Here is a 13,248-nt window from a genome sequence, read left to right on the forward strand (position 1 = left end):
GTCGCCGCGAACCGGCCCCGTGGACCCAGGTTCCGGGGCTCAAAGAGCGACTCTCTGATGAGTGAGGATTAAGCATCATGGCTTACAGCGAAAAGGTCATCGACCACTACGAAAACCCGCGCAACGTCGGCAAGATGGACGCGGAAGATCCTGATGTCGGCACCGGCATGGTCGGCGCTCCGGCGTGCGGCGACGTGATGCGCCTGCAGATCAAGGTCAACGACGCCGGCATCATCGAAGATGCCAAGTTCAAGACTTACGGCTGCGGTTCGGCTATCGCTTCCAGCTCCCTCGCCACCGAGTGGATGAAGGGCAAGACCCTGGACGAAGCAGAAACCATCAAGAACACCCAGCTGGCCGAAGAACTGGCCCTGCCGCCAGTGAAAATTCACTGCTCGGTACTCGCTGAAGACGCCATCAAGGCGGCCGTTCGCGATTACAAGCAGAAGAAAGGCTTGATCTGACTTTCAGGATTTGGCGACGAGTAAGGAGTCACCGATGGCTATCAGCATGACAGAAGCGGCTGCTCGACACGTGCGACGCTCCCTCGACGGGCGCGGCAAAGGTGAGGGGATTCGCCTGGGTGTTCGCACCACAGGCTGCTCCGGCCTTGCCTACGTGCTGGAGTTTGTCGACGAGGTGGTTGCAGAGGATCAGGTGTTCGAAAGTCACGGCGAGAAAGTGATCATCGACCCGAAAAGCCTGGCCTACCTGGACGGCACCGAACTCGATTTCGTCAAGGAAGGGTTGAACGAAGGCTTCAAGTTCAACAACCCCAACGTACGCGGTGAATGTGGCTGCGGCGAAAGCTTCAACATCTGAGGCTGCTCGTGGGTACTCCTTGTCATTTCGCTTTATTTGAGCTGCAACCGAGCTTCAACCTGGATCTCGATCAGTTGGCTTCGCGTTACCGCGAGCTGGCGCGCAGCGTTCATCCGGACCGCTTTGCTGACGCCTCCGAGCGTGAGCAGCGGCTGGCGCTAGAGCAATCCGCGAGCCTCAACGAGGCCTACCAGACGCTCAAGAGTCCCCCCAAGCGCGCGCGTTACCTGCTCGCCTTGAGTGGTGGCGAGCTGCCGCTGGAGGTCACGGTGCATGATCCGGAATTTCTTCTGCAACAGATGGAGTTGCGCGAAGAGCTCGAAGACCTGCAGGACAGCGCCGACTTGTCGGGTGTTGCTGCGTTCAAGCGCCGCCTGAAGACTGCCCAGGATGAACTGAACCAAAGCTTCGCAGCTTGCTGGAACGATGCCGCGCAACGTGAACGGGCCGAACGCCTGATGCGGCGCATGCAGTTTCTCGACAAGCTCACCTACGAAGTGCGCCAGTTAGAAGAGCGCCTCGACGATTAACCCAGTGCCGCTCCGGTCGCACGCCTGATATACAGATAAGTCCTGATAACGATGGCCCTACTGCAGATCGCCGAACCCGGCCAAAGTCCTCAACCGCACCAGCGTCGTCTGGCTGTGGGGATCGACTTGGGCACTACCAATTCGCTGGTCGCTGCATTGCGCAGTGGTCTTTCCGAGCCTCTGGCTGACGCAGAAGGGCGGGTCATCCTGCCGTCTGCCGTGCGCTACCACGCCGATCGCGTCGAGGTCGGCGAGTCGGCCAAGTTGGCTGCCGCCACCGATCCCTTGAACACCGTGCTGTCGGTCAAGCGCTTGATGGGTCGTGGTCTGTCCGACGTCAAGCAATTGGGCGACCAGTTGCCCTACCGTTTTGTCGGTGGCGAATCGCACATGCCGTTCATCGACACGATCCAGGGTCCGAAAAGCCCGGTCGAAGTCTCTGCCGATATTCTCAAGGTCCTGCGCCAGCGCGCGGAAGCGACCTTGGGCGGTGAATTGGTAGGTGCGGTCATCACCGTTCCGGCCTATTTCGACGACGCTCAGCGTCAAGCCACCAAGGATGCGGCCAAGCTGGCCGGCCTGAATGTACTGCGTTTGCTTAATGAGCCGACCGCGGCGGCGGTGGCTTACGGTCTGGATCAGCACGCCGAAGGCCTGGTGGCTATTTATGACCTGGGCGGCGGCACCTTCGATATTTCGATTCTGCGCCTGACCGGCGGTGTCTTCGAAGTGCTGGCCACTGGCGGCGACAGTGCATTGGGCGGCGATGACTTCGATCACGCGATCGCTGGCTGGATTATCGAGGGCGCCGGCCTGTCCGCCGACCTCGATCCAGGCGTGCAACGCAACTTGCTGCAAATCGCCTGTGCCGCCAAGGAAGCCCTGACCAACGCCGCGTCGGTAGAGGTCGCTTATGGCGCCTGGAAAGCCGAGCTGAGCCGTGAAGCCTTCAATGCGCTGATCGAGCCGATGGTCGCCCGCAGTCTGAAAGCCTGCCGTCGTGCGGTGCGTGATTCCGGAATCGAACTGGAAGACGTGCATGCCGTGGTCATGGTCGGTGGTTCGACTCGCGTTCCTCGCGTTCGCGAAGCCGTCGCCGAAGCCTTCGGTCGCCAGCCGCTGACTGAAATCGACCCGGATCAAGTGGTGGCCATTGGTGCTGCGATCCAGGCCGATACCCTGGCCGGCAACAAGCGTGACGGCAGTGAGCTGCTGTTGCTGGACGTGATTCCGCTGTCCCTGGGTCTGGAGACCATGGGCGGCCTGATGGAGAAGGTGATTCCGCGTAACACCACCATCCCTGTCGCCCGCGCCCAGGACTTCACCACTTATAAAGACGGCCAGTCGGCCATGGCCATTCACGTCTTGCAGGGCGAGCGCGAGCTGATCAGTGACTGCCGCTCCCTGGCGCGCTTCGAATTGCGCGGTATCCCGGCGATGGTGGCGGGTGCGGCGAAGATTCGCGTGACCTTCCAGGTCGATGCCGACGGCCTGCTGAGCGTCTCCGCTCGTGAGCTGGGTTCGGGCGTCGAGGCCAGCATCCAGGTCAAGCCGTCCTACGGTCTGACCGATGGCGAAATCGCCAAAATGCTCAAGGATTCGTTCCAGCACGCCAATGACGACAAGGTGGCCCGCGTACTGCGCGAGCAGCAGGTCGATGCCCAGCGCCTGATCGAAGCGGTGCAGGCTGCCCTGGAAGCCGACGGCGAGCGCCTGCTCGATGCCGATGAGCGCATGGTCATCGACATGCAGGTGCAGGAACTGGCCGAACTGATGAAAGGTACCGATGGCTACGCCATCGAGCAGCAGACCAAGCGTCTGTCGCAAGTGACCGATGCCTTTGCTGCCCGCCGCCTGGATTCGACGGTGAAAGCTGCGCTGGCGGGGCGCAACCTGAATGAGATTGAGGAATAACGATGCCGCAGGTCATTTTTCTGCCACACGAAAAGTTTTGCCCGGAAGGCATGGTCGTGGAGGCTGAGACCGGTACGTCCATCCTCGAACTGGCTCATGAGCACCATATCGAGATGGAAAGTGCCTGTGGCGGCGTCTGCGCCTGCACCACCTGCCACTGCATCATCCGCGAGGGTTTTGACTCGCTGGAAGAGGCCGATGAGCTGGAAGAAGACTATCTTGACAAGGCTTGGGGGCTGGAAGCTCAGTCGCGCCTGGGCTGTCAGGCAAAGGTCGGGACTGAAGACCTGACCGTCGAAATTCCGAAGTATTCGCTCAACCACGCAGCCGAAGCACCGCACTGATTCAAGGAATTGTCATGAAACTCAAGTGGACTGATGTGCTGGAGATCGCGATCCAGCTGGCAGAAAGCAAGCCCGACGTGGACCCTATGTCGGTCAATTTCGTCGATCTGCGTAAATGGGTGATGGAATTGCCCGAGTTCGACGACCACCCTGAGCATTGTGGCGAAAAGATCCTGGAGGCCATTCAGGCCCACTGGATCGAAGAACGCGACTGAGCCACGCCGCAGGTTAGGCAATACCCGAGAACCCGCGTATAATTCGCGGGTTTAATTTTTCGTAAATTACCGTTTCTGGAGTTACACCATGGCTGTTCAACGTACTTTCTCCATCATCAAGCCTGACGCCGTTGCTAAAAACGTGATCGGCGAGATCACCACTCGTTTCGAAAAAGCAGGCCTGCGCGTTGTAGCTTCGAAACTGAAGCAACTGTCCAAAGCCGAAGCCGAAGGCTTCTACGCTGAGCACAGCGCTCGTGGTTTCTTCAACGACCTGGTTGCTTTCATGATCTCCGGTCCGGTTGTCGTTCAGGTTCTGGAAGGCGAAAACGCTATCGCTCTGAACCGTGAGCTGATGGGCGCTACCAACCCTAAAGAAGCTGCTGCCGGCACCATCCGTGCTGACTTCGCTGACTCCATCGACGCCAACGCCGTACACGGTTCGGACTCCGAAGCCGCTGCTGCTCGCGAAATCTCGTACTTCTTCGCAGCTACTGAAGTAACCACTCGCTAAGCATTGGCTTAAGAGTGAAGGTGAATCCATGACTACATCGACTGTTAAAACCAACCTGCTGGGTCTCACCCAGCCGGAAATGGAAAAATTCTTCGACTCAATCGGGGAGAAGCGTTTCCGTGCCGGTCAGGTAATGAAATGGATTCACCACTTTGGCGTGGATGATTTCGACGCCATGACGAACGTCAGCAAGGCCTTGCGCGAAAAGCTCAAGGCTGTTGCTGAAGTTCGCGGTCCGGAAGTGGTCAGCGAGGACATCTCCAGCGACGGCACCCGCAAGTGGGTGGTGCGCGTGGCGTCCGGCAGCTGCGTCGAGACCGTGTACATTCCCCAGGGCAAACGCGGCACCTTGTGCGTTTCGTCCCAGGCAGGCTGTGCCCTGGACTGCAGTTTCTGCTCCACCGGCAAGCAAGGCTTCAATAGCAACCTCACCGCCGCCGAAGTGATCGGCCAGGTGTGGATTGCCAACAAATCCTTTGGCAGCGTCCCGGCAACCGTCGACCGTGCCATCACCAACGTGGTGATGATGGGCATGGGTGAGCCGCTGCTGAACTTCGACAACGTCATTGCCGCCATGCATCTGATGATGGATGACCTGGGCTACGGCATTTCCAAGCGCCGCGTGACCCTGTCCACCTCGGGCGTGGTACCGATGATCGATGAGCTGTCCAAGCACATCGACGTCTCCCTGGCGTTGTCCCTGCACGCACCGAATGACGCATTGCGTAACCAATTGGTGCCGATCAACAAGAAGTATCCGCTTAAGATGCTGCTCGAGTCGTGTCAGCGCTACATGTCGTCCCTGGGCGAAAAGCGCGTGCTGACCATCGAGTACACCTTGCTCAAGGACGTGAACGACAAGGTCGAGCACGCCGTTGAAATGATCGAGCTGCTCAAGAACATCCCGTGCAAGATCAACCTGATTCCATTCAACCCGTTCCCGCACTCCGGGTACGAGCGGCCGAGCAACAACGCCATTCGTCGGTTCCAGGATCAGCTTCATCATGCCGGTTTCAACGTCACTGTCCGCACCACCCGTGGTGAAGACATCGACGCAGCCTGTGGTCAACTGGTAGGGCAGGTGCTGGATCGCACCCGTCGCAGCGAACGTTATATCGCCGTGCGTGAATTGAACGCCGACAGCGATCTGGCGCAGAACGCCGCGAACAAGTAATCAAGAGAGGATCTCTATGTCCCTGCGCTTTGCGCTGCTTTTGCTATTGGCCAGCCTCTGTGCTGGCTGTGTGCTTTCGGGCGATTACAACCCGATGAAGACCAGCAAGGGCCGCGACGAAGCGCGTGAGGCATATGTGCAATTGGGCATCGGTTATCTGCAACAGGGCATGACCGAACGGGCAAAAGTGCCGTTGAAAAAAGCGCTGGAGCTGGATGATGCGGACCCGGACGCCAACGCGGCACTGGGGCTGGTGTTCCAGGCCGAGATGGAGCCGGAACTGGCTGACCAGCACTTTCGCAAGGCGTTGTCTTCCCGTCCCGCCGATGCACGGATCCTCAACAACTACGGCAGTTTTCTTTTCGAGCAAAAACGTTACAAGGAAGCCTACGAGCGCTTTGAACAGGCCGCCGCCGATACCCTGTATCCTGAGCGTTCGCGAGTGTTCGAGAACCTGGGCATGACCGCTTCGATGCTCGGCCAGCGCGACCTGGCCCGGCAGCAACTGGAAAAAGCCCTGCGTTTGAATCGCCAACAACCACGTGCATTGCTGGAAATGGCTGAGTTGTCTTACGAAGACAGGCATTATGTGCCCGCGCGTGACTACTACGATCGTTTTAGCCTGCTCGCCGAGCAAAATGCTCGTAGTCTATTGCTCGGCGTTCGGCTGGCAAAAGTGTTTGAAGATCGCGACAAGGCCGCCAGTTTTGGCCTGCAATTAAAACGACTCTATCCCGGTACACCGGAATATCAGCAATACCTGTCGGAGCAATGATGAAAGCGGCGCATCCCGAAGTTGTAGCAGCGAATCGCGTTAACCCCGGTGAGACCTTGCGCCAGGCCCGCGAAAGCAATGGCTGGTCGCTGGCCGAAGTGGCCCTCAAGCTCAACCTCACCGTCAGTTCCCTGAGCAATCTGGAAGCCGGCGATTTCGACAAGCTGCCCGGGCACACCTTTGCTCGCGGCTATATTCGTGCCTATGCCAAATTGCTCGGCATGGACCAGGCCGTTCTGGTCCAGCAGTTCGACCAATCCACCGGCACCGACTCCCAGGGTAGCAGCGTGCATAGCCTGGGTCGTATCGAAGAGCCGGTCCGGGTTTCCCACACTATCCTGCGCATTGTCAGCCTGTTGCTGCTGGTGGCGGTGATTGGCGGTGGTTTTGTCTGGTGGCAGGATCAAACCTCGCTGCGCACCAAGGACCTGGTCAGCCTGAGCCCTGAACACGTGGAAGTCGAAGGCGCGGACGGCACTACCCAGATTCATCCGCTGGACGAGCCGGAAGACCAGGCTGTCGCGGAAGGTCAGGCTGAAAGTTCCACTGCCTTGGCATTGCCACAGGCCGAGACTTCGGCTGAAGCACCGGCTGAAACTCAAGTTTCGGCACCTGCGGCTTCGGTGCCAACAGCACCGGTGCACAGCCCTGCTCCGGTTGTCGCGACGCCTGCGACTCCAGCCCCGGCTGTTCCCGCCGTACCGGCACCGACTGTGACAGCACCGATTGCCCCGAGCATTCCAGCACAAGCCGCTGCCACACCGGCTCCGGCAGCTGCTCCGGTTGCCGGCCAGGGTCAGGTTAAATTGCAATTCACCGCCGATTGCTGGACACAAGTGACCGACGGCGGTGGCAAGGTGCTATTTAGTGGTCTCAAGCGTAAAGGCGACAGCCTTTCCGTCAGCGGCAAGCCACCGTTTGCCGTACGCCTGGGCTTCGCCCGTGGCGCGCAGGTCAGCTACAACGGCCAGGCGGTCGATGTAGCTCCGTTCACCAGTGGCGAGACTGCTCGCCTGAAGTTGGGTCAATAACTCATGCACGGCGAATCTCCAATCAAACGTCGCGAGTCCCGCAAGATCTGGGTCGGTAACGTGCCTGTTGGCGGCGATGCACCTATCGCTGTACAGAGCATGACCAACAGCGACACCAATGATGTCGCTGCCACCGTGGCGCAGATCAATCGTCTGGAAGCGGCTGGTGTCGATATCGTGCGGGTATCCGTACCGGACATGGATGCCGCCGAGGCCTTCGGCAAGATCAAGCAACTGGTCAAGGTGCCGTTGGTGGCCGATATCCATTTCGACTACCGCATTGCGTTGCGCGTCGCCGAATTGGGTGTCGACTGCCTGCGAATCAACCCGGGCAACATTGGTCGTGAAGATCGCGTACGCGCCGTGGTCGATGCCGCCCGTGATCGCGGGATTCCGATTCGCATCGGCGTCAACGCCGGTTCCCTGGAAAAAGACCTGCAAAAGAAATACGGCGAGCCGACCCCGGCCGCGCTGGTCGAGTCGGCCCTGCGCCACGTCGAGCACCTTGAACGCCTGAACTTCCAGGACTTCAAGGTCAGTGTGAAAGCCTCCGACGTGTTCATGGCCGTCGAAGCCTATCGCCTGCTGGCCAAGGAAATCGTCCAGCCGTTGCACCTGGGCATCACCGAAGCCGGTGGTTTGCGTTCTGGCACGGTGAAATCCGCCGTGGGCCTCGGTATGCTGCTCGCCGAAGGGATTGGCGATACTATCCGCATCTCGTTGGCGGCTGATCCGGTCGAGGAAGTGAAAGTCGGCTACGACATTCTCAAATCCCTGCACCTGCGTTCCCGTGGCATCAACTTCATCGCCTGCCCGAGTTGTTCGCGGCAGAACTTCGATGTGGTCAAGACCATGAACGAGCTGGAAGGGCGCCTTGAAGACCTGCTGGTGCCGCTGGATGTTGCGGTCATCGGTTGCGTGGTCAACGGGCCGGGTGAAGCCAAGGAAGCCCATATCGGCTTGACCGGCGGCACGCCAAACCTGATTTACATCGACGGCAAGCCGTCGCAGAAACTGACGAATGACAATCTGGTGGATGAGCTTGAACGCTTGATCCGCCAGAAAGCGGCCGAAAAGGTCGAAGCTGACGCTGCCGTCATCGCGCGCGGCTGATCGAACGAATTAAGGAAATTTTGTGAGCAAGTCTCTGCAAGCCATTCGTGGCATGAACGACATCCTGCCCGAACAGACCCCGCTGTGGCGTCATTTCGAAGGCAAAGTTTCGCGCCTGCTGGATAACTACGGTTACAAGCAGATTCGTATGCCGATCGTCGAGTTCACCGAGCTGTTCAAGCGCTCCATCGGTGAAGTGACCGACATCGTCGAAAAAGAGATGTACACCTTCGAAGACCGCAACGGTGATTCCCTGACCCTGCGTCCGGAAGGTACCGCGGCCTGTGTGCGTGCTGTGCTGGAACACGGCATCACCGGCGGTGGCCAGGTGCAGAAGCTTTGGTACATCGGTCCGATGTTTCGCCACGAGCGTCCACAGAAAGGCCGTTACCGCCAGTTCCACCAGATTGGCGTCGAAGTGTTCAACCTCGACGGTCCGGACATCGATGCCGAACTGATCGTGCTGACCTGGCGCCTGTGGGGCGAGCTGGGCATCCGCGATGCAGTCAAGCTTGAGCTCAACAGCCTGGGCACCAGCGAATCCCGTGGCCGTTATCGTGAAGCCCTGGTCGAGTTCCTGTCCGGGCATCTGGACAAGCTGGACGAAGACAGCCAGCGTCGCCTGAAAACCAACCCGCTGCGGGTACTGGACACCAAGAACGCCGACACTCAGGCGATCCTGGTCGATGCGCCGAAAATGGCCGATTACCTCGACGAAGAGTCCCGCGTGCACTTCGAGGGCCTCAAGGCTCGTCTGGACGCCGCCGGTATTCCTTACGTGATCAACCCGAAGCTGGTTCGCGGGCTGGATTACTACAGCAAGACCGTTTTCGAATGGGTCACTGACAAACTGGGTGCCCAGGGCACCGTGTGTGCCGGTGGTCGCTACGACGGCTTGGTCGAGCAGATGGGTGGCAAGCCGACCACCGGTGTCGGTTTCGCCATGGGCATCGAGCGCCTCGTCCTGTTGCTGGAAACCCTGGAGCAGATCCCGGAAGAGATCTCCCGTCAGGTGGATGTCTACCTCTGCGCCTTCGGTGAAGAAGCCGAGCTGGCCGGTCTGGCCCTGGCCGAGCGTGTGCGTGACCAATTGCCCAACCTGCGCCTGCAAGTGAATGCCGGCGCGGGCAGCTTCAAAAGCCAGTTCAAGAAAGCCGACAAGAGCGGTGCGCTGTATGCACTGATCCTCGGTGACGACGAAATGGCCCAGCAAGTGGTAGGTTTCAAACCCCTGCGTGGCCAGGGCGAACAACAAAGTATTGCCTGGGATGCGCTTGCTGCACACCTGGCCACCTGCGTCGTGCAGGGTTGAAGCTGTCATAAACAGCCGAATTAGCGATTAAGGAGTATTGGGGTGTCGAGTACCGAAGAGGAACAGCTGGCGGATTTGAAGGACTGGTGGTCACGCAACGGCAAGCCCCTGGTCACTGGCGGCCTGTTGGCGCTGGTCATCGTGTTCGGCTGGCAAGCCTTTCACAAGTATCAGAGCAATCAGTCGCAAGGCGCCTCGATGCTCTATCAGCAATTGCTGGAAACCACGCTGACGCCTAGTGGCAAGCCTGATGCGGCCCGTGTTTCGGACCTGGCGGCCAAGCTCAACAGCGAGTTCGGCGGTAGCGCCTATGCGCAATACGGCAGCCTGTTCGTGGCGAAAGTCGCCGTCGACAGCGGCAAGCTCGATGACGCAGCCAGCGAGCTGAAAGCCATCATTGCCAAGCCGGCCAATCCGGCGCTGGGCGAAATCTCCCGTCAGCGCCTGGCACAGGTGCTGGCGGCGCAGAACAAGGCCGACGAAGCCCTGAAACTGCTCGAAGGCGATGCCGACAAGGCCTTCCTGGCTACTCGCGAAGAACTCAAGGGCGACCTGCTTGTGCAGCTGGGTCGTACCGATGAAGCGCACGCGGCGTATCAAAAAGCCAAGGCGGCACTGTCGGATGAAGCGGCGGTCGGTGGCCTACAAATCAAGCTGGACGACCTGGCCAAAGGGGATGCGTGACGTGATTCGTTGGAAACATGCAGCATTGCTGGCTCTGGCCATTCTGGCCGCGGGTTGCAGCAGCAACAGCAAGAAAGAACTGCCACCGGCCGAGTTGACCGATTTCAAGGAAGAAGTGGTTCTGAAGAAACAATGGAGTCGTTCGATCGGTGACGGTCAGGGCGAAACCTACAACATGCTGGTACCGGCCATCGATGGCGATACCATCTATGCCGCCGATGTGACCGGTGTGGTGATGGCGCTGAATCGCAGCAACGGCGACGTCAAGTGGAAGAAAGATCTCGAACTGCCTGTTTCCGGTGCCGTTGGCGTTGGTTACGGTCTGCTGACGATTGGTACGCTCAAGGGTGAAATCGTTGCCCTGGACGCCATCAACGGTGAAGAGAAATGGCGCGCTCGCGTGTCCAGCGAAGTCCTCGCACCACCCGCCAACAATGGTGATGTGGTCGTGGTCCAGACCCAGGACGACCGTCTGATCGGCCTGGATGCCGCGACCGGCAACCAGCGTTGGTTGTACGACAGCACGCCTGCGGTACTGACTCTGCGTGGCACCAGTGCGCCGATCGTCACCAACCGCCTCGCGGTGGCTGGCTTGTCGACCGGTAAAGTGGTCGCTCTCGACATTTCCAACGGCGTGCCGGTGTGGGAACAGCGTGTAGCGATCCCGCAAGGTCGTTCGGAGCTGGAGCGCGTCGTCGATATCGACGGCGGCCTGCTGCTGTCCGGCGACAAGATTTATGTCGCGAGCTATCAGGGTCGCGTTGCGGCACTGGACCTGCAAAGCGGTCGTCAGCTGTGGCAGCGTGATGCTTCCAGCTACGCTGGCGTCGCCCAGGGTTTCGGTAGCGTCTATGTGAGCCTGTCTTCGGGCACCGTTGAAGGCGTCGACGAGCGTTCCACCACTGCCCTGTGGAGCAACGACTCGCTGGCCCGCCGTCAACTGTCGGCACCGGAAGTGTTCTCCAGCTACGTTGCAGTCGGTGACCTGGAAGGTTACCTGCACCTGCTGAGTCAAGTGGACGGTCGTTTCGTCGGCCGCGAACGCATCGACAGCGACGGCCTGCGTGCCCGTCCGCTGGTGGTGGGTGACACGATTTATGTATATGGCAACAGCGGCAAACTGGAAGCCCTGACCATTAAGTAAAGGTTTGACTATGCTTGGGGTTAACCCCCAAGCGGCCCCGATATACGGGGTTTGCAGCGTTTGCATACGCTGCCCCGAGCACCAGCCGCTGCCTCGCAGCGGCTTTTGTATTTTCTGAAATAACGAAGTGGAGAGCCGCATGGTTCCCGTAATCGCCCTGGTGGGCCGACCGAACGTCGGCAAGTCCACCTTGTTCAACCGCCTGACCAGGACTCGCGACGCCATTGTCGGCGACTTGTCCGGTCTGACCCGTGATCGCCAGTACGGTGAGGCCAAGTGGCAAGGGCGTTCCTACATTCTGATCGACACCGGCGGTATCTCCGGTGACGAACACGGTATGGACGAAAAAATGGCCGAGCAGTCGCTGCTGGCCATTGAAGAAGCGGATGTTGTTCTGTTCCTGGTAGATGCCAAGGCCGGTTTCACCGCCGCCGACCAGATGATCGCCGAGCACTTGCGCAAACGTAACAAGCGTTCCCATGTGGTCGCCAACAAGGTCGACAACATCGACCCTGAAATGGCCCGCGCAGAATTCGCCCCGTTGGGCATGGGCCACGCGATTCCGATTGCCGGCGCCCATGGTCGTGGCATCACCCAGTTGCTGGAAGCGGCACTGAGTGAATTCCCGAAAGACGAAGACGAGCTGGAAGAAGGCGAGGAAGAGGATGTTGCCGAAGGCGAAGAAGCCAAGCGCATTCCTGGTCCGAGCGAAAAAGACGGGATCAAGATCGCCATCATCGGCCGGCCGAACGTAGGCAAGTCGACCCTGGTCAACCGCATGCTGGGTGAAGACCGGGTGATCGTGTATGACCAGCCCGGCACCACCCGCGACAGTATTTACATCCCGTTCGAGCGTAACGACGAGAAGTACACGCTGATCGACACCGCCGGTGTGCGCAAGCGCGGCAAGATCCACGAAGAAGTCGAAAAATTCTCCGTGGTCAAAACCCTGCAGGCCATCAAAGACGCCAACGTGGTGATCTTCGTGATGGACGCCCGCGAAGGCGTGGTGGACCACGACCTCAACCTGCTGGGCTTTGCCATTGAGTCGGGTCGTGCGCTGGTCATCGCGATCAACAAGTGGGACGGCATGACGCCGAGCGAGCGTGACTTCGTGAAAGTCGAGCTGCAACGTCGACTGTTCTTCGTTGACTACGCCGACATCCACTTCATCTCGGCACTGCACGGCACGGGCGTGGGCAACCTCTACGCTTCGGTGCAGAACTCATTCAAGTCCGCGGTCACCCGCTGGCCGACCAACCGCCTGACCCAGATTCTGGAAGATGCGGTCGGTGAGCACGCGCCACCGATGGTCAACAATCGTCGGATCAAACTGCGTTATGCCCACTTGGGTGGCGCGAACCCGCCGATCATCGTGATTCACGGTAACCAGATCGAGAAGGTGCCGAAGTCTTACGTTCGTTACCTTGAAAACACCTATCGCCGTGTCCTGAAGCTGGTTGGTACGCCGATCCGCATCGAATTCAAGGGCGGCGAGAACCCGTACGAAGGCAACAAGAACTCGCTCACCGACCGTCAGGTCAACAAGAAGCGTCGCTTGATGTCGCACCACAAGAAGGCCGACAAGAAGCGTCGCGACAAGCGCTGATTCAAGGCTTGCCTGCTTTCTGTGGGAGCAAGGCTTGCCCGCGATGAACGATAACGCGGTGTGTCAG

15 protein-coding genes are annotated in these 13,248 nt (G+C 59.4%); all 15 read left to right on the forward strand.

Annotated elements, in window-relative coordinates:
• The first annotated feature begins 77 nt into the window (after window positions 1-77).
• The 15 genes from iscU to der all read left to right on the forward strand — a co-directional run bounded on the left by iscU (window position 78) and on the right by der (window position 13,181).
• Window positions 78-464 (forward strand): Fe-S cluster assembly scaffold IscU, encoded by a 387-nt coding sequence (gene iscU, locus BJ917_RS25155; protein ID WP_007974006.1) that lies wholly within the window; start codon window positions 78-80, stop codon window positions 462-464.
• Between the two features lie 34 nt (window positions 465-498).
• Window positions 499-822: an iron-sulfur cluster assembly protein IscA gene (gene iscA, locus BJ917_RS25160; RefSeq protein WP_003227904.1), complete on the forward strand. Its 324-nt coding sequence runs from the start codon at window positions 499-501 to the stop codon at window positions 820-822.
• Window positions 823-830: 8 nt separating this feature from the next.
• Complete coding sequence (gene hscB, locus BJ917_RS25165) at window positions 831-1,352, forward strand: co-chaperone HscB (RefSeq protein WP_121105102.1); 522 nt, start codon at window positions 831-833, stop codon at window positions 1,350-1,352.
• A 51-nt stretch (window positions 1,353-1,403) separates the two neighbouring features.
• Window positions 1,404-3,266 (forward strand): Fe-S protein assembly chaperone HscA, encoded by a 1,863-nt coding sequence (gene hscA / locus BJ917_RS25170; protein WP_096513317.1) that lies wholly within the window; start codon window positions 1,404-1,406, stop codon window positions 3,264-3,266.
• Between the two features lie 2 nt (window positions 3,267-3,268).
• Window positions 3,269-3,610: an ISC system 2Fe-2S type ferredoxin gene (gene fdx, locus BJ917_RS25175; RefSeq protein WP_085715824.1), complete on the forward strand. Its 342-nt coding sequence runs from the start codon at window positions 3,269-3,271 to the stop codon at window positions 3,608-3,610.
• 14 nt (window positions 3,611-3,624) lie between these two features.
• Window positions 3,625-3,825, forward strand: a complete 201-nt coding sequence (gene iscX, locus BJ917_RS25180) for a Fe-S cluster assembly protein IscX (RefSeq protein ID WP_096513316.1) — start codon at window positions 3,625-3,627, stop codon at window positions 3,823-3,825.
• 88 nt (window positions 3,826-3,913) lie between these two features.
• The gene (ndk, locus tag BJ917_RS25185; protein ID WP_007903599.1) at window positions 3,914-4,339 is read left to right on the forward strand and encodes a nucleoside-diphosphate kinase; all 426 of its coding nucleotides are present in this window, start codon (window positions 3,914-3,916) and stop codon (window positions 4,337-4,339) included.
• Window positions 4,340-4,367: 28 nt separating this feature from the next.
• Window positions 4,368-5,513 (forward strand): 23S rRNA (adenine(2503)-C(2))-methyltransferase RlmN, encoded by a 1,146-nt coding sequence (gene rlmN / locus BJ917_RS25190; RefSeq protein WP_096513315.1) that lies wholly within the window; start codon window positions 4,368-4,370, stop codon window positions 5,511-5,513.
• A gap of 16 nt (window positions 5,514-5,529) precedes the next feature.
• Window positions 5,530-6,288: a type IV pilus biogenesis/stability protein PilW gene (gene pilW / locus BJ917_RS25195; RefSeq protein WP_096513314.1), complete on the forward strand. Its 759-nt coding sequence runs from the start codon at window positions 5,530-5,532 to the stop codon at window positions 6,286-6,288.
• A complete protein-coding gene (locus BJ917_RS25200) occupies window positions 6,288-7,319 on the forward strand; it encodes a RodZ family helix-turn-helix domain-containing protein (protein WP_096513313.1) in 1,032 nt (343 codons plus the stop codon). The genes pilW and BJ917_RS25200 overlap by 1 nt, the downstream gene beginning before the upstream one ends.
• A gap of 3 nt (window positions 7,320-7,322) precedes the next feature.
• Window positions 7,323-8,432 (forward strand): flavodoxin-dependent (E)-4-hydroxy-3-methylbut-2-enyl-diphosphate synthase, encoded by a 1,110-nt coding sequence (ispG, locus tag BJ917_RS25205; RefSeq protein ID WP_003185136.1) that lies wholly within the window; start codon window positions 7,323-7,325, stop codon window positions 8,430-8,432.
• Window positions 8,433-8,454: 22 nt separating this feature from the next.
• Window positions 8,455-9,744 (forward strand): histidine--tRNA ligase, encoded by a 1,290-nt coding sequence (hisS, locus tag BJ917_RS25210; RefSeq protein WP_096513312.1) that lies wholly within the window; start codon window positions 8,455-8,457, stop codon window positions 9,742-9,744.
• A 42-nt stretch (window positions 9,745-9,786) separates the two neighbouring features.
• Window positions 9,787-10,428: a tetratricopeptide repeat protein gene (locus BJ917_RS25215; protein WP_121105104.1), complete on the forward strand. Its 642-nt coding sequence runs from the start codon at window positions 9,787-9,789 to the stop codon at window positions 10,426-10,428.
• Window positions 10,421-11,572 (forward strand): outer membrane protein assembly factor BamB, encoded by a 1,152-nt coding sequence (gene bamB, locus BJ917_RS25220; RefSeq protein ID WP_096513310.1) that lies wholly within the window; start codon window positions 10,421-10,423, stop codon window positions 11,570-11,572. The genes BJ917_RS25215 and bamB overlap by 8 nt, the downstream gene beginning before the upstream one ends.
• Before the next feature lie 139 nt (window positions 11,573-11,711).
• Complete coding sequence (gene der, locus BJ917_RS25225; RefSeq protein ID WP_095193769.1) at window positions 11,712-13,181, forward strand: ribosome biogenesis GTPase Der; 1,470 nt, start codon at window positions 11,712-11,714, stop codon at window positions 13,179-13,181.
• The last annotated feature ends 67 nt before the right edge of the window (window positions 13,182-13,248 follow it).

Source organism: Pseudomonas sp. WPR_5_2 (assembly GCF_003634475.1).
Taxonomy (GTDB): Bacteria; Pseudomonadota; Gammaproteobacteria; order Pseudomonadales; family Pseudomonadaceae; genus Aquipseudomonas; species Aquipseudomonas izuensis.

Bases quoted from the DNA above. Each gene is read 5' to 3' on its own strand.
- iscU (WP_007974006.1), top strand. From the start codon at position 78: ATGGCTTACAGCGAAAAGGTCATCGACCACTACGAAAACCCGCGCAAC.
- iscA (WP_003227904.1), top strand. From the start codon at position 499: ATGGCTATCAGCATGACAGAAGCGGCTGCTCGACACGTGCGACGCTCC.
- hscA (WP_096513317.1), top strand. From the start codon at position 1,404: ATGGCCCTACTGCAGATCGCCGAACCCGGCCAAAGTCCTCAACCGCAC.
- fdx (WP_085715824.1), top strand. From the start codon at position 3,269: ATGCCGCAGGTCATTTTTCTGCCACACGAAAAGTTTTGCCCGGAAGGC.
- iscX (WP_096513316.1), top strand. From the start codon at position 3,625: ATGAAACTCAAGTGGACTGATGTGCTGGAGATCGCGATCCAGCTGGCA.
- ndk (WP_007903599.1), top strand. From the start codon at position 3,914: ATGGCTGTTCAACGTACTTTCTCCATCATCAAGCCTGACGCCGTTGCT.
- rlmN (WP_096513315.1), top strand. From the start codon at position 4,368: ATGACTACATCGACTGTTAAAACCAACCTGCTGGGTCTCACCCAGCCG.
- pilW (WP_096513314.1), top strand. From the start codon at position 5,530: ATGTCCCTGCGCTTTGCGCTGCTTTTGCTATTGGCCAGCCTCTGTGCT.
- BJ917_RS25200 (WP_096513313.1), top strand. From the start codon at position 6,288: ATGAAAGCGGCGCATCCCGAAGTTGTAGCAGCGAATCGCGTTAACCCC.
- ispG (WP_003185136.1), top strand. From the start codon at position 7,323: ATGCACGGCGAATCTCCAATCAAACGTCGCGAGTCCCGCAAGATCTGG.
- bamB (WP_096513310.1), top strand. From the start codon at position 10,421: ATGCGTGACGTGATTCGTTGGAAACATGCAGCATTGCTGGCTCTGGCC.
- der (WP_095193769.1), top strand. From the start codon at position 11,712: ATGGTTCCCGTAATCGCCCTGGTGGGCCGACCGAACGTCGGCAAGTCC.